The 26,067-nt window shown below is 54.3% G+C and carries 23 protein-coding genes and 1 riboswitch; of the genes, 5 read left to right on the top strand and 18 right to left on the bottom strand.

Annotation, left to right across the window (positions count from 1 at the left end; all coding sequences use genetic code 11):
• Positions 1-15: 15 nt before the first annotated feature.
• Complete coding sequence (locus ACQ4N8_RS09860; protein WP_430704180.1) at positions 16-852, top strand: polysaccharide deacetylase family protein; 837 nt, start codon at positions 16-18, stop codon at positions 850-852.
• Between the two features lie 48 nt (positions 853-900).
• On the opposite strand, the gene ACQ4N8_RS09855 is transcribed toward ACQ4N8_RS09860, so the two are convergent.
• The 4 genes from ACQ4N8_RS09855 to ACQ4N8_RS09840 all read right to left on the bottom strand — a co-directional run bounded on the left by ACQ4N8_RS09855 (position 901) and on the right by ACQ4N8_RS09840 (position 4,279).
• Complete coding sequence (locus ACQ4N8_RS09855; protein ID WP_430704179.1) at positions 901-1,596, bottom strand: 3D domain-containing protein; 696 nt, start codon at positions 1,594-1,596, stop codon at positions 901-903.
• 9 nt (positions 1,597-1,605) lie between these two features.
• Positions 1,606-1,778: riboswitch (cyclic di-AMP (ydaO/yuaA leader) on the bottom strand.
• A gap of 178 nt (positions 1,779-1,956) precedes the next feature.
• Positions 1,957-2,679 carry an amino acid ABC transporter ATP-binding protein gene (locus tag ACQ4N8_RS09850; RefSeq protein ID WP_430704178.1) on the bottom strand — a complete coding sequence of 241 codons (723 nt, stop codon included), beginning with the start codon at positions 2,677-2,679 and terminating at the stop codon, positions 1,957-1,959.
• Positions 2,666-3,328: an amino acid ABC transporter permease gene (locus ACQ4N8_RS09845; protein ID WP_430704177.1), complete on the bottom strand. Its 663-nt coding sequence runs from the start codon at positions 3,326-3,328 to the stop codon at positions 2,666-2,668. Before ACQ4N8_RS09845 ends, ACQ4N8_RS09850 begins: the two co-directional genes overlap by 14 nt.
• Positions 3,329-3,424: 96 nt before the next feature.
• Positions 3,425-4,279, bottom strand: coding sequence for a transporter substrate-binding domain-containing protein (locus ACQ4N8_RS09840; protein WP_430704176.1), 855 nt, complete (start codon positions 4,277-4,279; stop codon positions 3,425-3,427).
• A 276-nt stretch (positions 4,280-4,555) separates the two neighbouring features.
• On the opposite strand from ACQ4N8_RS09840, the gene ACQ4N8_RS09835 reads away from it, so the two are divergent.
• Positions 4,556-6,307, top strand: a complete 1,752-nt coding sequence (locus ACQ4N8_RS09835) for an alpha-glycosidase (protein ID WP_430704175.1) — start codon at positions 4,556-4,558, stop codon at positions 6,305-6,307.
• A 20-nt stretch (positions 6,308-6,327) separates the two neighbouring features.
• Here the strand turns inward: ACQ4N8_RS09835 and glgA are convergent, their stop codons facing one another.
• The gene (gene glgA / locus ACQ4N8_RS09830) at positions 6,328-7,764 is read right to left on the bottom strand and encodes a glycogen synthase GlgA (RefSeq protein ID WP_430704174.1); all 1,437 of its coding nucleotides are present in this window, start codon (positions 7,762-7,764) and stop codon (positions 6,328-6,330) included.
• Complete coding sequence (gene glgB, locus ACQ4N8_RS09825) at positions 7,761-9,680, bottom strand: 1,4-alpha-glucan branching protein GlgB (protein ID WP_430704173.1); 1,920 nt, start codon at positions 9,678-9,680, stop codon at positions 7,761-7,763. Before glgB ends, glgA begins: the two co-directional genes overlap by 4 nt.
• Before the next feature lie 184 nt (positions 9,681-9,864).
• Here glgB and ACQ4N8_RS09820 point away from each other — a divergent pair, with 184 nt between their 5' ends.
• Complete coding sequence (locus tag ACQ4N8_RS09820) at positions 9,865-11,085, top strand: glucose-1-phosphate adenylyltransferase (protein ID WP_430704172.1); 1,221 nt, start codon at positions 9,865-9,867, stop codon at positions 11,083-11,085.
• Between the two features lie 76 nt (positions 11,086-11,161).
• Here the strand turns inward: ACQ4N8_RS09820 and ACQ4N8_RS09815 are convergent, their stop codons facing one another.
• From ACQ4N8_RS09815 to ACQ4N8_RS09790, 6 genes are all read right to left on the bottom strand, one after another.
• Positions 11,162-11,704, bottom strand: coding sequence for a GNAT family N-acetyltransferase (locus ACQ4N8_RS09815; RefSeq protein ID WP_430704171.1), 543 nt, complete (start codon positions 11,702-11,704; stop codon positions 11,162-11,164).
• Positions 11,705-11,737: 33 nt separating this feature from the next.
• Entirely contained in the window at positions 11,738-13,168 is a 1,431-nt protein-coding gene (locus ACQ4N8_RS09810) for a sensor histidine kinase (protein ID WP_430704170.1), read from the bottom strand.
• Positions 13,165-13,863, bottom strand: a complete 699-nt coding sequence (locus ACQ4N8_RS09805) for a response regulator transcription factor (RefSeq protein ID WP_430704169.1) — start codon at positions 13,861-13,863, stop codon at positions 13,165-13,167. The genes ACQ4N8_RS09810 and ACQ4N8_RS09805 overlap by 4 nt, the downstream gene beginning before the upstream one ends.
• Positions 13,864-13,891: 28 nt before the next feature.
• Complete coding sequence (locus tag ACQ4N8_RS09800) at positions 13,892-15,142, bottom strand: hypothetical protein (RefSeq protein ID WP_430704168.1); 1,251 nt, start codon at positions 15,140-15,142, stop codon at positions 13,892-13,894.
• A gap of 19 nt (positions 15,143-15,161) precedes the next feature.
• Positions 15,162-15,896, bottom strand: coding sequence for a phosphonate ABC transporter ATP-binding protein (locus ACQ4N8_RS09795; protein ID WP_430704167.1), 735 nt, complete (start codon positions 15,894-15,896; stop codon positions 15,162-15,164).
• 259 nt (positions 15,897-16,155) lie between these two features.
• Entirely contained in the window at positions 16,156-17,295 is a 1,140-nt protein-coding gene (locus tag ACQ4N8_RS09790) for an MFS transporter (RefSeq protein ID WP_430704208.1), read from the bottom strand.
• Between the two features lie 223 nt (positions 17,296-17,518).
• Here ACQ4N8_RS09790 and ACQ4N8_RS09785 point away from each other — a divergent pair, with 223 nt between their 5' ends.
• Complete coding sequence (locus ACQ4N8_RS09785) at positions 17,519-18,436, top strand: ArsR/SmtB family transcription factor (protein ID WP_430704166.1); 918 nt, start codon at positions 17,519-17,521, stop codon at positions 18,434-18,436.
• A gap of 94 nt (positions 18,437-18,530) precedes the next feature.
• The gene (locus ACQ4N8_RS09780) at positions 18,531-19,298 is read left to right on the top strand and encodes an HAD family hydrolase (protein ID WP_430704165.1); all 768 of its coding nucleotides are present in this window, start codon (positions 18,531-18,533) and stop codon (positions 19,296-19,298) included.
• 253 nt (positions 19,299-19,551) lie between these two features.
• Here ACQ4N8_RS09780 and ACQ4N8_RS09775 read toward each other — a convergent pair whose 3' ends face one another.
• From ACQ4N8_RS09775 to ACQ4N8_RS09750, 6 genes are all read right to left on the bottom strand, one after another.
• Positions 19,552-20,016 (bottom strand): DUF4358 domain-containing protein, encoded by a 465-nt coding sequence (locus tag ACQ4N8_RS09775; protein ID WP_430704164.1) that lies wholly within the window; start codon positions 20,014-20,016, stop codon positions 19,552-19,554.
• 29 nt (positions 20,017-20,045) lie between these two features.
• Positions 20,046-21,182: a DHHW family protein gene (locus tag ACQ4N8_RS09770; RefSeq protein ID WP_430704163.1), complete on the bottom strand. Its 1,137-nt coding sequence runs from the start codon at positions 21,180-21,182 to the stop codon at positions 20,046-20,048.
• A 24-nt stretch (positions 21,183-21,206) separates the two neighbouring features.
• On the bottom strand, positions 21,207-22,613 hold the full coding sequence (locus tag ACQ4N8_RS09765; RefSeq protein WP_430704162.1) for an MBOAT family O-acyltransferase: 1,407 nt from the start codon (positions 22,611-22,613) through the stop codon (positions 21,207-21,209).
• 49 nt (positions 22,614-22,662) lie between these two features.
• Positions 22,663-23,343 carry a GDSL-type esterase/lipase family protein gene (locus tag ACQ4N8_RS09760; RefSeq protein WP_430704161.1) on the bottom strand — a complete coding sequence of 227 codons (681 nt, stop codon included), beginning with the start codon at positions 23,341-23,343 and terminating at the stop codon, positions 22,663-22,665.
• 121 nt (positions 23,344-23,464) lie between these two features.
• Positions 23,465-25,294: a sensor histidine kinase gene (locus tag ACQ4N8_RS09755; RefSeq protein WP_430704160.1), complete on the bottom strand. Its 1,830-nt coding sequence runs from the start codon at positions 25,292-25,294 to the stop codon at positions 23,465-23,467.
• On the bottom strand, positions 25,291-25,968 hold the full coding sequence (locus ACQ4N8_RS09750; RefSeq protein WP_430704159.1) for a response regulator transcription factor: 678 nt from the start codon (positions 25,966-25,968) through the stop codon (positions 25,291-25,293). The genes ACQ4N8_RS09755 and ACQ4N8_RS09750 overlap by 4 nt, the downstream gene beginning before the upstream one ends.
• Positions 25,969-26,067 lie beyond the last annotated feature (99 nt).

The following is a 26,067-nucleotide window of genomic DNA, read 5'->3' as shown; positions in this document are numbered from 1 at the left end:
TAAGGAGGAGCAGTTTTGCCTAACTTCATGAAAAAGATCATGTTTGTCCTCACCGTTGCGCTCGCTTTAGGTCAGCTTGGCGGTTCCGGATTCATCTCCGTCGATTCTCTCATTTCCGCTTCCCCGACGGCTTCGGCTGCTTTCGCATCGCCGACGCCTGCCGATGCGGACGATTCGGTTCAGGCTGCCTCCAAGCCGGCCGATTTGGGGGAGTTGCGGCGCAAATACTCGGAAACGTTCAAGTTTCGCGGTCCGGAAGTCAAACAAGTGGCGCTTACGTTCGACGACGGCCCGGATCCGAGATTTACCCCCCAAGTACTGGATGCGCTCAGCCGAGAGGGCGTGAAAGCGACCTTTTTCGTCGTTGGTGCCCGAGCCAAGAAGTTTCCCGGTTTGCTGCGACGGATACATAACGAAGGCCATCTCGTAGGCAATCACTCCTTTAGTCATCCCTCCTTTCGCAACCGCTCCGTTAAACAGTTCCAAACCGAAATCCTGCGGACGGAGAAGGTTATTCAGCGAACCATCGGCTACAGGCCCAAGCTGATTCGCCCGCCCTACGGCGAGATCAAGGAAGAGCAGGTCCAGTGGGCGAAGAAAAACGGCTATAAAATCGTCAACTGGAACGTCGATTCCTTGGATTGGAAAGGCCTGGACAAAGCGAAGGTCAAAGCGAACGTGGTCAATGCCGTCGGTCCCGGGGCGATCATTCTTCATCATGCCGGTGGCGGCGTCGGTTCCGATCTGAGCGGAACGATTCAGGCCTTGCCCGAAATCATCGCGGCTTTAAGGGCTCAGGGCTATCATTTCGTCGACCTGTCCGAGCTGCTGCAAACGACGAAATACCGATAAAACAACAAAGAGCTCCCGCGAAGGGAGCTCTTGCTTCTTTTGTTGCTTTTATTTCAAGACGTATAGGGTAACATCCTGATAACCGAACGTTTTGGCGGATTGGGCGCTGCCCGGAATGAAAATATCGATCCGTTTGCCCTTGATCGCGCCTCCCTGGTCGCTCGCCGTGGCTACGAAAGCCTGTTTCGGCAAGCCGTCGTGGCTGTGCCCGGTAACGAGAACCTTCGTCCCCATCGGAATCACACTCGGATCAACCGCGATCGTACCCAGCTTGAGCGGGTTGCCGAAATAATCGACCGCGCCCCATTTCCCATTTTCGCTGGCTGCCGCGGTATAGGCGGAGGCCTTTACGTCAATCGTACGCGAATAATTAAAGGTTTTGCCCCATGCTTCCACGACGTTGTCCGCAGACATGACGCTCAGCTTTGAAGCGGCCTTAGCCTTTACGGCTGTTGTGCCTAGCGACTTCGCGGAATCGGCGGAGGCTATTGACATCGCGCGCGTTTCCGCACCCGGTATTCTGATTTCCAGGCCTTCATAGATATTGGTAGGCTTGATCTTTGGGTTAGCTTTCATCAATTGGTTCAAATCTACCCCGTATTGCTGCGAGAGAAGGTAAAACGTATCCCCTTCCTTAGCTTGATGAATCGCGTCAGCATGTACCGTTGCCGTCTGCAGGACGACCGTTAAACTTGCGGCGACAATCGCCGATTTTGCAATTTTCGACCAGATGCGTCTTTCCAATGGATATTACCCTCCTTTTCGATGCGCCTGCGGAGTTAGTTGTCGGATTCGGAAAAAAAGGATCGTTCCCGGCGCGCCCTGGGCGCGCTTCACCCCAAGAAAACGGTTAACCTTATCTGACGGACCGTTTTCGCATATCGTCCCCCGCACCTGCTCGGAGCAGGTTTCGGCTTATTGAATATATCACAATTTTGTAACCAATAGAGCAGGAAATTCCGACCAATCGGCGCAAACCGTTGGTATGACTGGTTACATTTTTGTGTTCCATCGTAAAAACCGTGTAAAACGGGGCCGCACGTTCGCTGTCGTTGAATGTCAAAAAAACCGCCCGGAAACTCCCGGACGGCTTAATCGTAAACCCTATAACACTTTGCTCAAAAAATCCTGCGTGCGCTGATGCTGCGGCGCGCCGAATACCTGTTGCGGCGTGCCTTGCTCGAGGATGACGCCTTGATCCATGAACAAAATGCGGTCGCCGACCTCGCGCGCAAACCCCATCTCATGGGTAACGATAACCATCGTCATCCCCCGCTCCGCCAGCTTCTTCATGACGTCGAGCACCTCGCCGACCATTTCCGGATCCAGCGCCGACGTCGGCTCGTCGAACAGCATGACGTGCGGCTCCATGGCCAAAGCGCGGGCGATGGCGATCCGCTGCTTCTGGCCGCCGGACAACTGCGCCGGATAAGCGTCCCGCTTGTCCTCGAGACCGACCGTGCGGAGCAGGTCCATCGCGATCGCTTCGGCTTTGCCTTTGTCGAGCTTTTTCACGCGGATCGGTGCAAGCGTAATGTTGTCGATGACGGTTTTGTGCGGAAACAGGTTGAAATGCTGGAACACCATCCCCATCTTCTCGCGGGTTTTGTTGATGTTGTGCCCCTTGCCGGTAATCGATTCGCCTTCGAACGCGATCTCGCCTTCGCTAGGTACCTCCAGCAGGTTCAGGCAGCGCAGGAACGTGCTTTTCCCCGAGCCGCTCGGACCGATGACGACGACGACCTCGCCTTTGGAAATTTCCAGGTCGATGCCCCGCAAAATATGCAGCTGGCCGAATTTTTTATGCAAGCCTTTAACGGTGATCACTGGTCTTCAACTTCCTTTCGAACACGCCCAAAATGCGGGACAAGGTGAATGTCAAAATAAAGTACATGATGGCGATGATCAGGTAAGGCGTCATGCCGTCGTACGTAATGGTAACGACCGACTGCGCCTGGTAAATCAACTCGGCCGTGCCGATGATCGAGACGATGGACGACTCTTTGATGATCGTGATGAACTCGTTGCCGATCGCGGGAAGCACCGATTTGATCGCTTGGGGGATGACGATGTGCCGCATGGCCATCCCTTTGGTCATCCCGAGGGAACGGGCGGCTTCCCCCTGCCCGCGGTCCACACCTTGAATGCCGGCGCGGAAAATTTCCGCCAAATAGGCCGAGCTGTTGATCGACAGCGTAATCGCGCCGGACTGGATCGGCGTGAAGTTGACGTCAAATATGAACGCAAACCCGTAGTGAATGATCAACAGCTGAACCATCATCGGCGTGCCGCGCAGAAACTCGACCCAGGCATGGCCGAGAAAACGGACGATCCCCCAAGACGACATGCGCAGCAGCGCGATAACCAGTCCCAGGATAAAGCCGCAAAACACGCTGATAGCCGCGAGCAGCAGCGTATACTGTATGCCGGCCAGAAAATAGCTCCGGTATTCCATAAACATCGAAATCAAATCCATAAGGCCTTCATTCCTCCTCGTTTACCTCAAACCTTTACGCAAAAAAACAGAAAATAGCGAATGGGCTTCGCTATTTTCTGCAGATGAAGTCCGTGATTATTTCTCGGCCAGTGCGCTCGCATCGGCAACGAATCGATCGATGCTGCCGTCGCCGATCAGGCGGTCCAGCGTCGCGTTCACTTGATCCAACAGCTCCTGATTGCCTTTCTTAATCCCGATCACGTAACCTTCGTCTTCGGTCACCGGTTTGGCATCCGTGATCACCAGGCCTTTGACGTTTTTCACGAACGATTCCGCGACGGGACCTTCCAGAATGGCCGCATCCACGCGGTTGGTATTCAACTGCATAATAATATCGTTGATTTTGCCCAGCGAAGTCAGTTTGGCGTTCGGGATTTCCTTGGCCATTTCCTCTTGGATCGATCCTTGCTGAACGCCGATTTTGGCGCCTTCCAGCGATTCCATCGTGCCGAATTTATCTTTGTCCGCTTCACGGGTAACTACGGCTTGCTCGGCTTTGTAGTAAATTTTCGACATGTCGATTTGTTTAGCGCGATCCGGTGTTGGGCTCAACCCCGAAATGACCAGATCCACCCGGCCGCTCGACAGCTCGTTCAGCAGGGTATCGAATTTCAAGTCCTTGATTTCTAGCTCGGCACCCAAATCTTTGGCGATTTCCTTGGCGATCTCCACGTCAAAACCTACGATTTCATCTTCGCCTTGGTCGTTTTTAATGTGGAACTCGTACGGCGGGAAGTCGGCGCTCATGCCCACGACCAGCTTTTTGCCCGCATCGGTTTGCTCTCCACCGCTGCCTTGGGTTTCGTTCTGATTCGCCGCTTGGCCGGCGTTGTCCGCGGTATTTCCGCTGTTATTTTTTTCCTGTCCGCAAGCGGCCAGCATTAGCGTTACCATCATGACGGCTATTACTAATATACCCCATTTTTTCATGGATTTCTCTCCTGTTCTTCTTGGCTTATTTTCGATCTGAGATGATTACTGGGCTAATTATAAATCAGATTGCATATATATGCAAAACAATTTTCATAGCATTCATGATATGTTCACACTTACCTCATATCCGGCTTTGTTCAAACCTTCATTTATAATACTTTGGTCAATAATTTGAATATTTATGTTTCCTTCGAGGGTTCATGGTCTGCGTGGTGATTGGGAATAATGGAACAACAGGTCGATTATTGAACTTACGAAAAGGAGGCACCGTCCGTGCTGCTTGAAGCGCTCTACCATGTTCCCCGGGATAAATGGGCTTATGCTTACGACCCGGCCACGATCCATATCCGCGTACGAACCAAACGAAACGATGTGGAGCGCGTTTACGCCATGACCGGCGACAAATACGACTGGCCGGGTACCTATCAGGAGTTCCCGATGGAGATCGCCGCGCATGACCGCATGTTTGATTATTGGGAAATCGCCGTGCGTCCCAAATCGAAACGCCTCTCGTATGCGTTTAAGCTCACCTCCGGAACGGAAACCGTGTATATGCTGGATACTGGCATTCAATCGGAACCTCCCTCTCCCCCGGGCGAATGCTACGAGTTCCCGTACATCCACGAAAGCGAAGTGGTTCGGGTGCCGGAGTGGGCGAAGCAAGCGGTGTTTTATCAAATTATGCCGGAGCGTTTCGCCAACGGGGATCCGTCCAACGATCCGAAGCCGGCGGAAGCTTGGGGAGGCAAGCCGACCCGGGATAATTTTTTCGGCGGCGATTTGCAGGGAATTTTGGATCATTTGGACGATTTGACCGACCTGGGCATCACGGCGATTTATTTGACGCCCTTGTTCGTTGCGCCTTCCAATCACAAATACGACATTGCGGATTATAAAAAAGTCGATCCCCACTTCGGCGATAACGCCCTGCTAAAAAGGCTCGTGGAAACCTGCCACGAACGCGGCATTCGCGTGGTGCTCGACGCGGTGTTCAACCATTGCGGCGAGCAGTTCCCGCCGTTCCAGGACGTCCTGAAGAACGGGGAAGCCTCGCGTTATGCCGGCTGGTTCCATATCAACCGGTTCCCGCCTGCCGTGCAAAACGGGATCCCTTCTTATGATACGTTCGGCTTTTTTGCCAATATGCCTAAATTCAACACGGCCAATCCGGAACTGAAAGCCTACCTTCTCGGCGTAGCCGAATATTGGATCAAGGAGATTAAACTGGACGGGTGGCGGCTGGACGTGGCCAACGAGGTCGATCATCATTTTTGGCGCGAGTTCCGGCGGGTCGTCAAGCAAGCGAATCCGGAGGCCTACCTGATCGGCGAAGTCTGGAGCGATTCGCTGAATTGGCTGCTGGGTGACCAGTTCGACTCGGTGATGAATTATCCATTCGCCGACAAGGTGCTGGAGTTTTTTACCGGCGGCGCGGACGGAGCGGCTTTCTCCGACGAAATGGGCTCGCTGATTATGCGGTACCCGCACCAAACCAACGAAGTCGTCTTTAATATGCTGTGCAGCCACGACACCCCTCGCCTGCTCACGCGGGTCGGCGGCGACAAGCGCAAGCTGAAGCTGTGCGTCGTTTTTCTGTTCACTTATATCGGTACCCCCTGCGTGTTCTACGGCGACGAAATCGGGTTGACCGGCGATGGGGATCCGGACTGCCGCAAATGCATGGAATGGGACCCGGCCAAGCAGGATCGCGAGCTGTACGACTTCTACAAGCTGATGATCTCATTGCGCAAAAAAAATCCCGCCTTGCGGCAGGGACGGTTTCGGTTTCTGCATGCGGAACCCGGCGACCCCTGCCTCGTGTATGAGCGTCTGGACGAGAACCGGCATTTTACGGTCTGGATGAACAATACGCCGAAGGCCTGCACGTTGTCCCATCCGATGCAAACAAGCGATTGGCGCGATGCCCTGACCGAGGAAAAGGTCCAGCCGGTCCAAGGCACCATGAACATTTCGCTCGATGCCTTCGGGTATCGGATTTTGTACCGTCAGGTCAAAGGAGGATGACGGCGAATCCGTTTGACGGCTTATGATCTACCCTTTAGCCGTTGGTAAATCTCGATATATTGTCGGGCGGATGCGTTCCAGCTGTAATCCCCGGAAAAAGCCGTCTCCACGATCCGGCTCCACTGCGCCGGACGGCGGTAGAAAGAGACCGCCCGGCGCAGCGTATGAAGCAAGTCATGCGCGTTGTAATTGCGGAACGTAAACCCGTTTCCTTCGCCGGTGAACTCGTTGTAGGCCTGCACGGTATCGTTCAGACCGCCGGTTTCCCGTACCACCGGTATCGTTCCGTAGCGCAGCGCCAGCAGTTGGCTGATACCGCAAGGCTCGAATCGCGACGGCATCAGAAACAAATCACTGCCGGCATAGATTCGGCGGGACAACGCGTCGCTGAATCTGATTTGCGCCGCCAGCTTTTCAGGATGGCGGGATGCGGCCTCGCGGAACCAATCTTCGTAAGCGCGGTCGCCCGTACCGAGCAGCACGAATTGCACGTCGTCGAAATGCAGCCATTCGTCCAGCACGCGGGTTACGAGATCCAGCCCCTTCGGCTCGACCAGCCGGGTGACCATCGAAATGAGCGGAATGTGCGGCGCTTCCGGCAGCCCCAGCTCGCGCTGGAGCACGAGCTTGTTGGCCTGCTTCTGCGCCAGGCTGCCGCTGTAGCGGGCAAAGAGCTCCAGATCGGTTCCGGGATTGTACAGCTTCGTGTCGATGCCGTTGACGATGCCGGATAACCGCCCGCCCAGCGAACGCAGCAAACCGTCCATCCCATAGCCGTAATGCTCCGTTTTGATTTCCTCGGCATAGGTCGGACTTACCGTCGTTACGTGATCCGCATAGACCAGCCCCGCTTTCATGAAGCTGACGTTGCCATAGTATTCCACGCCCTCCGGCGTGAAGTACTTCCAGGGCAAGTCGAGCAAATCCCTCAGCACGCCTTCGGGAAAAATGCCCTGATACAGCAGATTGTGAACCGTATACACCGTACGGATCCCTTGGTAGAACGGGAGATCTTGATAATGCTCGCGCAGCAGCAGAGGAATCATCGCCGTATGCCAGTCGTGGCAGTGAATGATATCGGGACGGAACCCCGTTAGCGGCAGCAGCTCGAGCACGGCCCGGTCCAGGAAGGCAAAACGCTCGCCGTCGTCCCAATGTCCATATACCCCTTCGCGGCCGAAGTAGTCTTCGTTATCCAGCATATAGACGGGGATGCCTTCCCAGTTCATGTACGCCACGCCGCCGTATTTCTGCCGCCACCCTACGGGAACCTCCAGATCTCCGATGCGTTCCAGCCGCTCCGTGTAGACGGACGGAATCTCGCGGTATTTCGGCAGCATGATACGGACATCGTGACCCGCATCGATCAGCGCCTTCGGCAGCGCTCCGATGACATCGGCCAAGCCTCCGGTTTTGATGAATGGCGCCGCTTCGGCTGCCGTAAACAATATGTTCATCGCTTCCCCCTCCTATTCGGCTCCTGTCGCTTCCAGACCGTCATGCTTAGCGGAGGAAGCGTGACAACGAGGCTGTGGGCTTGCCTATGCCACGCCGTTTTCTCGCTGATTAACGCTCCCGCGCCAAGGCAGCCGGCACCGCCAAAGGCTTCGTCTTCGCTGGCGAATACCCGCTCGTATCGCCCCGGCAACGGGACGCCTACACGGTAAACCTGGCGTTCCGCCGGCTGAAAATTAAGCAATACCAGCAGCATATCTTTCGTCCTTTTGCCTTTTCGCAAGTAACTAATGACGCTTTGCCCACTGTCATCCGGGTTGATCCATTGGTAACCTTCCGGCGCGTGATCCAGCTCCCAGAGTGCCCGCTCCCGCAAGTAGAACCGGTTCAAGGCAGCGGTGTAGCGTTGCATGTTGCCATGAGCCTCGTACTCGAGCAAAAACCAATCCAGCTCCCCTTGATCCCGCCATTCGATAAATTGGCCGTATTCGCTGCCCATAAATATCAGTTTTTTCCCCGGGGAGGTCATCTGATACCCGAGCAGCAGCCGCAATCCGGCAAATTTTTGTTCATAGGTTCCCGGCATTTTATCCAAAAGCGACTTCTTGCCGTGCACGACTTCGTCATGGGACAACGGGAGCGTGAAATTTTCCGAATAGGCGTACCAAATCGGAAAGGTTAACAAATGATGGCGTTCCGGCCGGCCGGCAAAAGGGGTTTCGACATAATCCAACGTATCGTTCATCCAACCCATGTTCCACTTGTAGTTGAAGCCCAGTCCTCCGTCATGCGCGGGGGCCGTCACCATCGGCCAAGCGCTGGATTCCTCGGCCATCATCAAGGCCTGCGGGAAATATCGGAACACGGCCGCATTCAATTGCCTCAGAAAGGCAATGGCCTCAAGGTTCTCCGCGCCCCCGTGTTCATTGCGCGCAGCTTCCCATGCCGGTTTCTCGAAATCGAGCCGGAGCATGCTGGTTACCGCATCCACGCGGAGGCCGTCAAAATGGTAAATCTCCAGCCAGTAAAGCGCGCTGGAAATGAGGAACGACCTGACCTCAGGCTTGCCGAAGTCGAAGCTGAGCGTTCCCCACCCCGGTTTTTCCGCCTTGGCCGGGTCGGCGTATTCATAAAGCGGCGTGCCGTCGAATTGGCGAAGCCCATGCGCGTCCTTCGTGAAATGGCCGGGAACCCAATCGAGCAGCACGCCGATGCCTGCCCGATGACAACGATCCACAAAATACATCAGATCCTGAGGTTTACCGTACCGGCTTGTTGGGGCAAAATAACCGGTAGCCTGATACCCCCAAGATAAATCGTACGGATGCTCGCATAACGGCATGATTTCAATATGGGTATACCCCATCTCCGTGATATAGGGAATCAATAAATCGGCCATTTCCCGGTATGTAAAAAACGTTCCGTCAGCCCGCTGCCGCCAGGTGCCGAAATGCAGCTCATAGATGTTCATCGGCCTCTGATACGGCGTGCTGCGGCCGCGAACCCAAACGTCATCGCTCCAAGCATAACCGTCCAAAGCGGTGACGATCGAAGCGGTTTTAGGCCTGATTTCGGCATAAAAGGCATACGGGTCGGCTTTTAGCGCTTGGGTTCCGTCCGGAGCCGCAATCGCGAATTTGTAAAAAGTTCCATCCTCGACGTTCGGGAAAAAACGAGTCCAAATCCCCGAATCGGGTATCTTATATAATACATCGCGGTCCCCCTGCCAACCGTTCCAGTCGGCCACGACGGAGACTTGGCGCGCATTCGGGGCCCAAACGGTGAAACGGACGCCAAGTTGTCCCTTTTCGACGGTAAGATGAGCGCCGAACGTGCGGTAGCTTTGGTACAGCGTCCCTTCACGGAACAGATAAATATCCTCCTCGGATACGGCAGGAACCGGGTCTGATCCGGGCATTTGAATCACCACCTTACATGAATATGTAAAGAAACAAGCTGTAACAACCAAAAAATAAAAATATTTCAGTAATTTTAATGAAATGAAGTAATATTTTCTTCCGATTTCCATAATTTAATTCAACTACATTATATCCTTTAGTGTATGTGCTACACAGACAAAAACATACGGGAGGGAAACGAAAATGAGGAAAAAGGACTGTATTGCTATGCTTCTTGCGGGTGGGGAAGGACGAAGATTGTCCCCGCTTACAGCCAAGCAGGCGAAACCGGCCGTGCCTTTCGGCGGACATTACCGGATCATCGATTTTCCTCTCAGCAATTGCGTGAATTCCGGGATCGATACGATCGGCGTGCTCACCCAGTACGAAGCAGCTTCGCTCCACGAGCATATCGGGGAAGGCGAGCCCTGGAGGCTGCCCCGCTCGGAAAGCGGCGGGATCTCCCTACTGCCGTCATTCCAGGCCGGCGTGGAGGAATATGCGGGAACGGCAGATGCCATTTACAAGAACATGGCATTTGTAGACGGTTATTCGCCCAAATACGTCCTTATCCTTTCCGGAGACCATATTTACCATATGGATTACCGGCAAATGCTCGATTTTCATCTCGGCCACCGGGCTAAAGCCACGATTTCGGTCATGCCGGTGCCATGGGAAGAAGCGCATCGGTTCGGCGTGATGTCGACGGACGAATTGAGCCGCATCACGGAATTTGCCGAGAAACCAAAGCAGCCGGCAAGCAACCTGGCCTCCATGGGGATCTATTTGTTTGATTGGGATTATTTAAAGCAGCAGTTGATGGAAGATGCCGAAGACCCGAGCTCCAGCCATGATTTCGGCAAGGACGTGATTCCAAGGATGCTGGGCGGCACGGAGCCGCTGCATGCCTACCAATTCAAGGGTTATTGGCGCGATGTAGGAACCGTGCACAGTCTGTGGGAAGCGCATATGGATTTGCTCGCCGATTCTTCCGAATGGAAGCTCCACAATGTGCATTGGCCGATGTACACCCGCGAGCCGTCGGTTAATTTGGGTCTGGTCAAAAAACGCGGCGTACAATCGCAATGCTCCCTCATCCATGATCACTGCCTGCTGGAAGGTTATGCGGAACGCTCGGTTATTTTTAGCGGAACCGAAATCGGGCGGAATGCCAGAATCAAGGACAGCGTCGTGATGCCCGGGGCCAGGATCGGCAAGAACGTCCTCATTGAACGAGCCATCATCGGCGAAGGCGCCGTCATCAAAGACGGCACGGTGATCAAAGGCAGCGCCTTCGATATCTCCGTGGTCGGGCCGTACGAAACCGTGGCAGCGAAGCCGGTTCTGCGCCCGCAACCCTCCCGTTTGCTGCAGGAGGTCTACGAAAACGCGCCTCGGCTGCGAGCCGAAGGATTCCCTTCCTAATCTCACCCTGAACAAGAAGGGGCTGCCTCCATGGATGATCTTTCGAGGCAGCCCCTTTTTCCGTTTTTGGACAATCCTAGCTTTGCAAGTACAGGCTATGCTCCAGTTGATACAAATGAAACTCACGCTCATTCAACCGGCCCGTTCCCTGCGGAACAAAACCGAATCCTTGATAAAGCTGATTCAGCTTCAGGTTTTGGTTCCAACAATCCAGCCTGAGGCCGGTTCGGCCAAGGACCTTGGAGCGCTTTGCCGCCCAGCGCAAAATCCGGCCTCCAAGTCCCTTGCCCCGGTAAGGAAGCCGTATCGTCAGCCTGTGTAAATAGCTGTATCCCGGCACGTTCAGCTCTCCCCAATAATCCGGGTCCGAATCCTGCAGCGTAAACATCGCGGCCGGTTCTCCCGAGGCATGGAGCAGGTAAATGTCCCGCTCTTCATAATAGGAACGGATCAGCTCCGGCGTAAATTGCTGCGGATTCCACTGCTTGACGCCGTTCTCCTGCATCCAGTCGGCGGCCTCTATCAGCATTTGGCGTATCATTTCCAAATCCTCTTCTCCCGCCAGGGAAACGGTAAGCGTAATGCCAGCCGCCTCCAGCGTATCGATCGGCTTGTTCAACCCGATTCCCTCTCTCTGTTTCTATTAATGACGCTAAGCTTCGTTAGTGGACTGATGGTCAGCATTCTCCAGCATCGGGAGCGTCACCGAAACCGTCGTGCCCACGCCCAACTCGCTTTGAATGTCCATGATCCCTTGGTGCAGCTCGACCAACTGTTGGCTGATTGCGAGACCAAGCCCCGTGCCGCCGCCTTGGTGGTTGACTTGGAAGAAACGGTCCTTCACTTTGTTCAAATACTCCTCGCTGATCCCGATCCCCGTATCGATCACCTCAACGAGCGCGCGCCCGTCCGGTTTGCGGCTGATGACCAGATGTATCCAGCTCTGTTCATGGGAGAACTTGATCGCGTTGTCCACCAAGTTAAGAAATACTTGCTTCAGCCGGTTGCCGTCGCCGCTGATGATGGCGTTGCCGTCGGTTTTATCTTCCAGCTTCAGCTGGATGTTCTTGTGTTCCGCCTTGGCCCAAACGTTAAGCATCGTTTCCTGGAGCAATTCCTTCAGGTTCACCTCGCCCATCACCAGCTTCATTTCGTTATGCTGCAGCTTGGAGAAGTCGAGAATTTCCTCGACCAGCCCGATCAAGCGGTCGGTTTCTTTGGCGATGATGCCCATGCCGATCTTCGTTTCTTCCGGATCGAAGCCGCCGGAGGTCAGCGTTTCGCTCCAGCCTTTAATGCCGGTCAGCGGCGTGCGCAGCTCGTGCGAAATCGAGGAGATGAAATCGTCCTTGATCTGGTTGCTGCGTACGATTTCCTCAGCCATATAATTCAACGTGGAGGCGAGCTCGCCAAGCTCGTAACGGTAATTGCCCTTGATCCTGGCGTCGAACTTGCCCCGGGCCATCTGCGCCGAGACGTCGCGAATATTATTAATGGGCTTAACGATTGAATTGGCAAGTCCGATGCTGAACAGGGTCACGAGCGCCAATACTGCCCCGGACACGGCAATCGAAAGGAAGGTCAGATTGAGCAGCTTGGAGTTAATCGATTCCATCGAAGTTACATATCGGACGATATACTGCGTTTCCCCCTGGAACTGCAACGGCCTCGAGACGGCCATCACCAGCTCGCCGGTCGCCGGCTGCCGCCCGACCCACTTGCCTACGCTGCCGGCCACGGCTTGCGGGACGTCGCTGGTCTGAATCGCCTTATCGGCCTGGAACGCATTGGTGCTCGCCTTGACCTCGCCTTTTCGGTCGAGGATCATCAGCTCGGTATTATCGAGCTCGAAGGTCCGCAGCATCTCCGTAAAATAATCCGGATCCCGTTCCGCGTTCAACCGTACGAATTTCTGGAAATAATCCGAAGCCCACATCGAATGATTGGACATATGATTATATATCGTATCGTAATAATACATGCGGATGGCCAACGTAAAAATGACCTCTATCATGAACAAGGTTACGAATACGACGATGAAATAGTGTAAAACGATCTGCCGTCCAATCCCTTTCTTGATCATTGCCCCTCGCCTTTCCACTTATAACCGTGCCCCCACACGGTCTGCAGGAAAGCCGGTTCGGACGGGTTGTTTTCGATTTTTTGCCGCAGTCTGCGGATGTTCACGTCCACGATTTTGGGATCGCCCATGTATTCCTTGCCCCATACGTGGTCCAGCAGCAAATCGCGGCTAAGCGGCGTATTCTCCTTCTCCAGAAAATACTGGATCAGCGAAAATTCGGTGGGCGTCAGCTCGATCAGCTGCCCGTTCTTCTTAAACTGCTTGGAGATCAGGTCCAGCGTAAACGGCCCCGAGGTGAACGTCACCTTGGCGCTGCTCTCGCGGTACACATTCACCCGGCGCAGCAGCGATTGGATCCGGGCGATCAGCTCGGTTGGACTGAACGGCTTGCTGACGTGATCGTCTGCCCCGACGGACAAGGCATATACCTTATCCTGCTCCTGCACCTTGGCCGTCAGGAATATAATCCCGATCCGCTCATTGGTCTCGCGGATGCGGCGGCACACCTCGAAACCGTCGATGCCCGGCACCATCACGTCCAGCAGCGCGATATCGATGTCCGGCACATTTTGCAGCTTGCTTAACGCTTCGTTGCCGTCTGCGGCTTCCAGCACATCGAACCCGTTGCGTTTCAAATTAATGACGATAAAACTGCGGATGGACTCTTCATCCTCCAAAATCAGCACCTTGCTCAATTTGAAGCCCCCTCTTCAAAAAAACGGCTTAACGCTTGATTTCCGTCTCGCCTTTATTAACTTTCAATTCCGTATGGCTGAGGAACCCGATCACCTTATCGGCGTCTCTGGCCAACAGCTGCCAGTCCGCCTTATTCCGTTCCCAATCCGCCAGCGAGAAGAAACGAATTTCCGCCACCGGCTCATTCGTATCGATTTTGACGAACCAAAGATGCTCGTTCTTATCCGATTTGGTATCGATCGTCACATTGCCGCGCCATTCTTTCGGGAAATTGAAATAGAACCGCCCGGACATATCCATGTATTGCTGCATCACAAACTTCAGGCCTTCTTTTTCATCCCATTGATAATAGGAGAACAACCACGGTATATCATCGAATGAAATGTATTCCCAGCCCTTCGGTTTCTCCAGCATGCCGATTTCCAGAATGCCGTCGTTGTTGACGTCGCCGCTCTGAATCGGGTACCCCTTCAGCGTCATGTCCTGAGAGGGCAACAAATTCACGAGCTGGCCGTCCTTCATGACGATGACCGTGGAGAACGCGGAATGGGTCCCGACCGTCGCGTCCAGAATGATGCCTTTGAGGTCCGGCGTAATGTTGCCGCTGACCGCATTATAGTATTCGCTGATCGGATCGTCGAGCTCCAGATGGCTAAGTTCCTTGAAGGAGCCGTCATACTGGTAGGTCGACACTGTCGCGAATTGGTCGCGCTTCAGGTTCACGACCGTAATATCCGGCTGTTCGTCCTGGTTGAGATCGTCAACCATGAAGTAGTTGTAAGGCAAGGATAACACCTTCTCAACTTCGCTGCCATTGTAAGTATATACGGTCAAACCTTTTTGAAGTTCCTCGGCTCCGCTGGAAAATCCGGCGATGATGTCCAGGTTGCCGTCCCCGGTCATATCCAGCAGGTCAAACGTTTCCAGCACCTGGCCCTCTCCGTCGAAACGCACCTTAAGCACCCAGGAATCCCCTTGGTGCTCCAGAATCATCCCGTGGATCCGCACCGCTTCTTCCGGCGTTTCATAGAATACGACCGCCTCCTTGATTCCGTCATTGTTCAGGTCGGGCGTTCGGATCGAGCTGATATTGCGGACGTCTCGCGGCGAGATGATCTCCCCTCCCTTCAGCTCCGCTTTGATGACGCTGATCAGCGAAGCTTTGTCGGAGGAGAGCTGCGGCGTCTCCATCAACGATTTCGGGTCGTTTATAAAATTGCAGCCGCTAATAACGAGAAACAGGAAGCTTCCCGCCAAGACGGCTACCCACTTTCTCATGAACATACCATCACTCATTTCATGCCAGATCGATCAGGCGTTTATCTTCCGGCGTCAGCCTTCGTCCGCTGACGTCAAGTTTGAGTTCGCCTTCGTGGATGCCCCAAATCCGGGTGCAATAACGTTCCGCTAATTCCAGGGGCATCGCTGCGATCACGATTTTGTCCTGCTCCGTGCAGAGCGCCTTCAGCGTGTCGAGCACGCGCTCGGCCGATTTCGGATCAAGCCCGATCACCGGCTCGTCCGCGGCAAGAAACCCCGCCCCGTGCACGAGGGCCCGGCACATGGCGACCCGCTGGCGTTCGCCCCCGCTCAACTTGCCGGCCTTGACATGGGCTTTATCCAGAAGGCCGTACTTCTCCAGCTCGTCCATCGCGCCCATGTAATCGTCCGACCGGACCATCCCCGTCAGGCGACGCAGCAGCGGCGTTTGTCCCGCTTGTCCGATCAACACGTTTTTGAGCGTCGTTTTTTCGGGATACAGCGAAGGATTTTGCTCCAGGTAAGCGCATCGGGACCGATATTTCTGCGAACCGGCCCCTCCGCCCTGGATGACATTCTCGCCTTCCCATGTATAATCTCCGCGGTTCCAGCGCTCGCGCAGCGCCAGGCAACGAAGCAGCATGCTCTTGCCGCTTCCGCTCGCGCCGACGACGCCGATCATTTCCCCGGTGCCGAACTGGACGGAAATGTCGCGGAGGACCTTCTTCTTATTCCCGTCCACCGATTTGTACAGGTGGTTTACTCTGATCATGTCCGATTTCTCCTTTTTAAGAGGAAGTTCAAAAAGTCATCTTTTGATCACGAAGCAGATCACGAAGCGGTTTCGGCATCGAATCTTGAATTCAGCCGGGTCTTCCGTTGCTCACGTAGCTCAAACTACGCTGCGCTATTCAGTCCCTAGCTTCATCCAACCTTCTTGGTGCTGAAAACCTGACTTTTTGAACTCGCACTATAACAACAGTACTAGATCCTTTACCTTTTAGTGTATTGGAAAAACCTACGAAAATCCATTACAGCATCTTCATATTTGCGTTTTTTTTAGCGAAATCGGGCCGAAAGGCCAAACCCGTGACGGAAAACAGCAAATACGCCGAACCCAGAAAGACGAACAGCCATGGAGCGGCTCCCAGCTCCATGGCGGCTCCGCCGAGGTTCGGACCGGCGATGCTGCCGAAATTGAAATGAAACGAAGCGATAACGTTCGCGACCGGCAGCAAATGACGAGGCAGCAGGTCAGCCGCATACGCCAGCCCCAGCGAGAAGAAGGATCCGACCAAACCGCCCGCGCCCATAAACAGCAGCAGGATGGCCAGAAAGTGGCTGCCGGCCAGCGGAACGGCAAGAAACATCAAGCCGCCGCCGATGCCGGCTGCCATCAACACCTTCTTGCGTCCAAACCGGTCGCTTAACATGCCCAACGGCAGTTGCAGGATCAGACCGCCGATGCCGAAAAACGGCAGCAGCGTCGAGATTTCCGCGGCGCTTAGCCCGGACCGCAGCCCGTAGATCGGAAAATTGCTGTTCATGGACGCTTCCATATAACCGTACAGCAGCGAAGGCAGTAAAGCAAACCAAGCTAACCGGTAGATCTGCGGAACTCTGCGCGGGGCTCCGTCCGCTTCCTTTTTGACGGGGTCCGGCGAACGATCCGGAAGATACCGCATCGCGATGAGAACGATGGCGAGGAACAAACCTGCCAGAATGAGGAACGGTATGGCTTGGCCATACTCCAGCAAGCGGATGCCCAGCGGCCCGATGCTGAAGCCAAGCCCGTAGGACATCCCGTACATGGAAATGTTTCGGCCCCGCTTATCCGGCGGCGACAACAAAATGATCCACAGCTGCGAGGTAAAATGGATCGCGCTGTCCCCGATCCCGACGAGCCATCGGAGAACGAACCAAAGGCGCAGGTCGGCGACGAGCGGAAACAACGGGAAGGCGATCATGACCAGCAGCACACCGCCGAGCATCAGCTTTTTGAAGCCGATCCGCCGCAGCACCCTCTCCGCCACTAACGACATCGCAAACGAGCCCACATACAAAGCGGCCGCATGCAGGCCATTGACCGAGGAGGAAATCCCCCTTTCTTCCATAAAGATGGACAACACCGGAAGCAGCAACCCCTGGCTAAGCCCGGCGATCACGATCATGGAAATCAATATGGATGTCGGCGAAAAAAAACGTTTCAAGCTTGGTACGGTCGGATTCAAATTGAGCACTCCTTTATGAAAGCAAAGAAAAATCGCCAAAACCTTGACGACTTTTCACCATTTGATGATTTGCCTGAACAATCCTAAACATTATAGTAGACAATCCCCGGCCAAACAAGCCATAATGAATCTGAATGCAATGATTTTTGGGAGGTTTATTATCATGGCCTATGACGTGAAAGTAGATGTATCGCCGGTCTACGAACTGATCAGCAGCTTTATGATATATACAACGCGAAAATGGGTTAATAATCTCGACGTAGGGCAGGAATGGGTCGAGGAAATCGAGGCCTGCTTCGCGCCGGCCCAGAAGGAACGGTTTGCCGAAGCGGCGAAGTTCCCTTTTAGTGATTACGACGTGCTATATGTGTGGGCCCTGGAACGGGATGGTACGGATGAGGTTCCCCGCTTTTTGAACGAACTCGCGGAAATCACCGTGGAGGCGCTTCTTGGGCGGACTAAATCCTACATTCCCACTGTGACTAATGATAATATTGTCCGCATCCGCGACAGTTATGTCCCCCTGCTCAAAACCTGGAATCAGCTCTATTTCGGCAAAACGGAGCCTCAGCTCAATCCGCTGCTGAAAGAAGATGCGTTAGAAAAAAATACGCTACTGCAAAAAATGGACATCGCCGCGCTGATCGAATACGCCTCCGGCGGTTTGGTGCTGGAGCCGCTCAAACCGATTTCGCAGGTGGTCCTGACCCCTTCGATCCACTTCCGGCCGATCAATACATACGTTTTTTACGAGAACGTCTTGTTTATCCAGTATCCGCTCGACCTGCCGGAAATCGACGAAGACGAACCGCCTATGGTCTTGAAGCGCTTGACCCGGGCGCTCGCCGAACCGCAGCGGTTGCGTCTGCTCCGCTATGTTGCCGACGAGCCGAAATCGATACAGGAGCTGTTGAAGGATCTCGGCGAACCGAAAGAGCGGCTGATGCATGATCTGATGCGTCTCCGGGTAGCCGGCTTGCTGCGCATTCATCTGCTCGCCCAGGATACGGAGAAATTCAGCATCCGTCCTGACGGCGCGGCCGAGCTGCAGATGTTTCTTGAAACCTACATCCGGCTCTAGAGCCGCTTCGCTCGTTTTTGGCGGGACGCTTCTGCTTATGGTAGGATAATACTTATAGACAAGCGTTTCTTTGGATAAAAGGAGTGACCCGCAAATGACGACCGCACAACGGCAACAGATTATTTTCGATATGGACGATACGCTGATCCACTGCAATAAGTATTTCGATCTGATTCTCGACCAGTTTGCCGACCTGCTGACCGACTGGTTCAAAGCTAACGGCATCGCCAACGAAGAAATTCGCGACAAGCAAACGGAAATCGACGTGGCCGGCGTGCATCAGATCGGTTTTACCAGCTCGCATTTCCCGCAGTCGCTCGTGGATACTTACCGCTACTTCAGCCGGATCACGGGCAGGAAGGCGCTAACCGAAGAAGAGGATCGGCTGATGAAGCTGGGGCTCAGCGTCTACGAACAGCCGATCGAGCCCTACCCCGGCATGGTGGAAACGCTCAACCTGCTGCGGAGCCAGGGCCATGAGCTGCATTTGTATACGGGCGGCGAACCGGTGATCCAGCAGCGCAAGATCGATCAAATGAAGCTGACCGAATACTTCCAGGACCGTATTTACATCCGCCGCCACAAAAACGCGGAAGCGCTGGAGGAAATTTTGCGCTCACGCTTATTCGACCGAACGCGGACCTGGATGATCGGAAACAGCCTGCGCACCGATGTGATGCCGGCGCTCTCCGCCGGGATCAACGCCATATACATCAAAATTCCGAACGAATGGCTGTATAACATCGTGGAGCTGCAGCACGACGGCGATTCGGACATGCACACGGTGTCTTCGCTCGAGGAAGTGCCGCGGATCATTTTCGACCATATCCATCAGATGACAAGGCAAAAACGGACCTTATAAACAGGTCCGTTTTGTTATTTGGAAACGAGATCCGGCGAAGGGCGGTGGGGTGGGCAGCAGATTAACACTTGCTGTCCGCACGCTTTGCACGATTATCCCGTTTGATCAGGTAGCAGAGAAACAGACAAGCTCAGGAGAAGAAAATAAATGCTCAGGAGAAGAAGCCCCTGCCCCCTGAACGAAAGGGATAATCGTGCAAAGGAGCATGCAGGGACACCTAGACACGAAGCCTCTAGTCAGCCACCCTCAGGATCTAGGCGTTAGTCGCCTCCTCGAAAGCCCGCTCCATTTGATCCGCCTCGGCCGAGACGGCAAACAGGATAAACAAGCCGCGTGACTTCAGTACGCGCTTTTCGAGCAGAAAATATTGTTCCGGACGGTAGTCTTTAAACTTGGCGGTTTGCGCGGCAATTCTTTCCTCGATGTTCGCCATGACGCGGTCTGCCTCGCTTTCATCCTTAAGCCGGACGATCAGCAATTCGTCCGCTTCTACGTTTGATGACGCCGTATAGAGCAGAAAATCCGCGATTTCTTCGCCGGAGATATGATACAACTTTTGCAGTTTCTCGGCATCTCCTTGCTTCATGTTCTCCAAGTTCGCCGCTTGGCGGATTCGTTCCCCGACATCGATTGCGGTCAAGTTCACGGCTTCCCCTTCCCTTCCCGCACACCCGGCCAACAGGCCGGCCGTTACGGCGACTGCCAGAAATGCGATCATCAACCTTCTTTTCCATGAATTTTGCCGATTCATTCGATCATCTCCGATAAGTTCTTGATGGATGGATCCGAAAAAAACGTATTGACATTATAAAGCACCAACATGTCATGAATTTCCTGGTCACGGATCAGCGCAAGCAAATCTTCGCTATAATATCGCAGGTCCACGACATAGATCTCGCCGAAATGCGCCGTCAAAAAAGGAATCAGGCTATTGGCATACGAGTCTTTCACGACCAGCAGCTTCTTCCCCGCCGGATGGTCCGATATGATTTTCACTAGCGCATGATTTCCGTTCAAAAACACGGCATACTTGTCTTTTTTGCTCAGGTTCTCCAGCGCATACAAGGAATCCGCAGTCTGCTGCTCGTCGACGTACTCTACGGAATAACTGTCCTTCTCCTTCGGCAGCCAAAGATCAATTCGGTCCGGCCGCAGATGCCTGAAGCCGCTCCGGGAGTACAGAGATCCGTAGAATTCATCCGTGGCCTGCCGGATATCGAAGTCGTCCGCTTCATGCGGGACCACCCCCATTTGCCTGCAAAACTCCCGATAAGCGTAATAAGCGCCCAAGGTCGTCCAGTGATGATCCGCCTTGTAGTAAAGATATTCCTGGCGTTTGGCATACAGCGCCGGATAGACATCGACAAAGCGCGCGGAGCGGCCGAGCGCATTCCGCAGTTTGTCCAGATAAACTAGCTCCTCGCCGGCCGGTGCGAAAGCCGGAAGTCTGTCCTTATTCATTGTTAAAGAAGTAGGCGCAAGCATCACGTAGGTTTGCAGCGCTGGTGCCGCAGCGTCAAACGAACGGATCGCCTCGGCGATCTCCTCCACCTCCTCTTGAGCCGGCGGTTGGAATTGTTGAATCAGGTAGCCGCCCTTGCCGAGGTAAACCCCGTTGCTTTCCTTTTGCCCCATCGCCCGGTCCGTATCGGATTTCACGCCGATCCAGAAATCCCGGAAAGGAAATTGGTCGGACACATATTTCTCGTAATTGGCCGTAAACTTTCCTGACGTCAGATGCCGCAGCGAAAATTCCGGATTCGGTTCCAGCATCCGGTTTTCCGTCGCTGAGAACTTACGGTCCGGCGTCAGCAAGTCCACTATCGACAGCGCGTTTATAAAGACCAGCAACAGGACAGCCATCAACTTTTTATACCCTATCAATTTCGCCGCCTCCTTTCCCCGCCGCTAAAAACGGAAATATAAAAACGGATTATAGGTTTCATTGACGAGATTCGCCGTTGATAAAAACAACAGCAGCAGGTACGCCCCCAAAGCCGCAAAGGCGCCCGCTTTCGCCCGTCTCCGCCGAAACCTCAGCAAAACACGGCGCGGAAACGGCGACGCGCACAGCACAAGCAAGATCAACCAGCCGGAATAGGCGAACAGATCGTAAAGCGCCTGCCGATCGGCGAAGCCATGCGCACCGTACCCAAACATCGTTCCGATGAAATGGGCGGCAGTCCCCAGGTCTTCGTATTCGAAAAACACCCAGCCGATGATGACCGCCACAAGCGTATAGACATGTCCGGCAAAACGCGGAAGCCGGCGCAGCCTTTTTAATAAAAACAGTTTTTCGGCCGTGACCAGGAACCCGAAATAAAGACCCCACACGATAAAATTCCAGCTTGCTCCATGCCATAAACCGGTCAAGAACCACACCGCCAGCAGATTGCACAGCTGCTTTAGCAGCCCTTTCCGGTTGCCGCCGAGCGGAATGTATACATACTCCCGGAACCAGGAGCCCAGCGAAATATGCCATCTGCGCCAAAATTCCGTGATACTCCGGGATATATAAGGATAATTGAAGTTCTTCATAAAATCGAACCCGAACATTTTACCGAGACCGCGGGCCATGTCGGAGTATCCGCTGAAGTCGAAGTAAATTTGCAACGCAAACGCCGTTATCCCCAGCCAGGCGGAAAGCACGCTCAGCTCTCCCGGCTGCGCCGCCTTGACGTTCGTCCACAGCAAGCCGATATGGTTGGCCAGCAGCACCTTTTTGGCGAGGCCGCGGATAAACAGCTCCGCCCCGTCGCCAAACCGGCCGAGCGACATGTGCCGGGAAACAAGCTGCCGGGCGATATCCCCGTATTTGACGATCGGGCCGGCCACAAGCTGCGGGAACATCGTCACGTAAGCGCCGAACGAGATCAGGTTGCGCTGTGCCGGCACTTTGCGCCGGTAAACGTCGATCACATAAGACATCGTTTGAAACGTATAGAAGGAGATGCCCACCGGCAGCGGCAGATCGGCCGTCTGCAGGTTCAGATGCAATAATTGGTTCAGGTTGTCCACAGCGAACCCGGCGTATTTGAAGAAGCACAACACGCCTAAATTGACGGCGATGGAACCGATGAACTGGGCTCGGGCGATCGCCCGGCGCTCCCGGTACTTATCGATCAGCAGCCCGTTAACATAGTCGAACACGGTCGAAAAGAGCATGATGAAGATATATAGCGGCTCGCCCCAAGCGTAAAACACCAGGCTGGCCGCGATCAAAACTGCGTTTCGAAACCGTTTGGGCGATAAATAATAGACGAGGATCGTCGCCGGCAAAAATTGAAACAGGAAGATCAGGCTGCTAAATACCAACGCTCATCCCTCCCAGCCACGCGGTCCTCCCGCAAAACCACGGCCACCGTCACTCCACCCGGTCCTTCAAGGCGTCCAGCATCAGCGGATAAAACTCCGGCTTAAAATGGATGCCGTCCGTATCGTACAATTCCGGATGGTCCGTCGCCACCGGGGTCAAATCGGCAAACGCGACTTCCTCCTTGGCGGCCATCTCTTTCAGTTTTTCGTTAAAATCGGGGATATTTTGGTAGCGGGGCTCTTTCTCCTGCGCCTCATCCGTCGCGGGAGTTACCGACAACACCGTGATGCCCGCCTGCGGAAGCTTATTCTTGATCGCTTCGATCAAGCCGGTGTAATGCTTGATCGCGTATTCCTGCGGGTTATCCGTCGGCCATAAGATGTCATCCGAACCCAATTGGATAAAAATATGCTCCGGGTTACGCCGGGCCAGCTCGTCGATGTCCTCCATGGCGAATTGCGCTGTTTTGCCCGCTCCGGCCAGCACGTTTTGTTCATCCAGCACATCATGATACGACAAGCCTTCCGTAATGGAATCCCCTAGAAATACGCTGTCTTGGAACAGCGCGGCGAGCGCGTCTTGCGTTGTATCTGCAAAGGTCGTTTCTTGCCTTTGATCAGCCGAAGCCGGCTGGCCGGCCCCCGGTTCTTGCTTCGCGCTTTGCCCTCCGCAAGCCGCGAGCGATAAGGCGATGATTCCGGTCAGCCCCATTCCCAACATCTTTCTCATTCTCTACACTTTCCTCTCTTGTGGCTTTCTGTCTTGCACACTTAGATAGGATAGTAAAAAGAAATGCAGATCGGGTGCAGACCGAATCAATATCAATTAAAAAAAGCGCAGAACCGAAGTTCTACGCTTGTTTGCGCAAGTAAAAGTAAAACAAAACTCCTTCCGCCGTATTCGTCACGCCATAGGGCAAGCCGTGCAGCGCCAAAATTTGTTGGGCGATCGCCAGGCCCAGCCCGGTTCCGCCGGTCGTCGCGTTTCGGGAAGGCTCCCCGCGGTAAAAACGATCCCACACTTTCTCCAGCTCATCCTCCGGGATATGAACCCCGCGGTTTTCGACGCTTACCTTGACGGTATCCTCCTCTTGGGCAGCGGTAACGAGGATGGCTTCCCCCTCCGGGGTATAACGAATGGCATTGGTCAGGAAATTGACCAATACCTGCTCGATGCGGTGCCGGTTCGCAACGACTTCGGCCGGTGCCAATCGGGTTGAGAGGCGCAACCGTTTGATCGCCATATCCGGAGCAAGCTTCTCGCAAACCCGTTCGATCGCTCTGCCGATTTCGAACGGCTCCATATTCATTTTATACGTGCCCGACTCGAATTTCGCCAGCTCCAGCATGTCCGCAATCAGCAAAATCATGCCGTTCACTTCTTCTTCCATCGCCGCAAAATAATAGTCCCGCTTATGGCCGGCAACCCCGTCTTTAAGTACGGCCAGGCAGCTCTGAATAACGCTAAGCGGCGTCTTCAGCTCGTGCGAAACCCCGGCGATAAACTCCTTCCGCGTATGCTCCAACTGCTTTTCCTTCTCGATATCCCGCTCCAGCTGCAGGATATGGGCATGCAGCCGTTCGGACAGCTCATTGATGCTGCCGGACAGCTGTCCCACTTCATCCTTGCCGCTCACCGGCAATTTCTCGGAGAAGTCCAGCCGGGCGATTTGCCTGGTGGTCCGGTTGATGCGCAGCAACGGCCGGGCAATCCGGCGGGAATAGTATAGCGAGGCCAGCACCGCCAGCAGCAATGCGGCGACCACGATATAGCCATAATAGCTCCGCATCACCGCAGCGGCCTCGCTAACGGGCTGGAGCGACGTCATGGCGAAGAGGTAAGAAGGCTGCCCCGTCCGGCCTTCGGTGCGTTTCACGAATAGTTTGTAGTTCACCTCATTCTCCGCGAAATCCATCACCTCGCCATTCGCGCTCCCGTCGTAGTCTCCGTAAAGCAGATCCGCCTGAAAAGCTTTGATCCGTTCCAGAAGCAAACCGTTTGTGTAGCGGGTGACGCCGGCTCCTTCAGGAAGCCGAAGGTTCGTGATGGTTCCCCGAACCAGCGCCGAAGGGTACTTATCATGATACTGCTCCGGGCTCCCGAAGCGCGGGACAACCTCGTATTCCTTGCGGACCAAAGAGGAATTTTCCAAGCGGCCTTCCTCTCTTAAATGGGAAACGCTCCTTCCCATCCGCTGCGGAATCAAATGCCCCTTCATCATAAGGCCCTCGATCGCGATCGGCTGGCCTTCCCGGGCCCACGTCCCCCCAAAAGCGTAAAGCGGATTGTCGGCGCTAAAATCGTCCACATTCGCCACGGCGTAGAGTGGAATCGTCAGCGTTTGGCCGGAAAGGCCGGGGACGTCGTCCGTCTGTTCCAGCTGGACCTCCATCTCAAAATCGCCGGAGTACAGCAAATTCCCCATTTCGTCCAACGCCGCGATCCAAGTGTCATGCTTCCGGTAAAATTCCTGCTCCAGTTCGGCAACGTCCTTCGCTTCCCCGCCGGTGTTCATATAGTCCTGCTCAAAGGTTTGGACGGAGGCTTTGATATCCTCCACCTTTTGATGCGCATAAAATTGTTTGAAAAACACGGTTTGCGCGGCGAAAATCATCGCGACAATAAACAAGCAAAGCGCCGTCGTCAACAAAAACAGCTTGAGGACGATTCCCTTGATCATGGCTGCTCCTCGAATTTGTAGCCGGCTCGCACGACCGTCACGATACATTTGGCCTTGTCGCCCAATTTTGCCCGCAAATTGCGCATATGGCTGTTGATCGTCCGTTCATCGCCGGGAAAATCATAGCCCCATATTTTTGCCATCAAATGCTCCCGGGTCACGATCGCTCCTTTATTCTTCATAAGATAGGCTAAAATCTCGAATTCCGTGTACGTGAGGCTGCAGCCTGTCCCGTCGATCGTCACGGAGCGGGAAGGGATATGGAGCGCGATCCCGGCGCCCGACAGCATGTCTTTCTCCTGCCCGGGAATGCCGCGGGGTTCCAGAAAGCGCTTTGCCCGCGCCAGCAAAATCGGCGGACTGCACGGCTTGACGACGTAATCGTCCGCGCCCAGCTCGAATCCGAGCAGCGTATCGTCCTCATCCGAGCGGGCTGTCAGCATGATGATCGGGACGTTCGACGCCTTGCGGATCCGTTGGCATACCGACCACCCGTCCAATTCCGGCAGCATGATATCGAGAATGATCAAATGGACCTCATGCTGCCCGAATAGCGCTAGCGCCTGTTTCCCGTCGCCGGCTTCCAGTACGCCGTATCCTTCACTCAGCATATAATCTTTAATAATCTCCCGTAAAAGAGGCTTGTCTTCGACAAGCAGAATCGTTTTCGACATGGTTCTACCTCTCTATAATGTTGAAATATTCCCCAAGCCTACACTACCCGTTTTCGCCGGAAACATCAACCGGAGCAACGAGCGAAAGCAAAGATGCAG

Origin of the sequence: Paenibacillus macerans (genome assembly GCF_050565405.1) — a bacterium.
Lineage (GTDB): Bacteria > Bacillota > Bacilli > Paenibacillales > Paenibacillaceae > Fontibacillus > Fontibacillus macerans_B.
The sequence above is the reverse complement of the archived record's forward strand: the minus strand, read 5'-3'. Positions and strand labels throughout refer to the sequence as shown.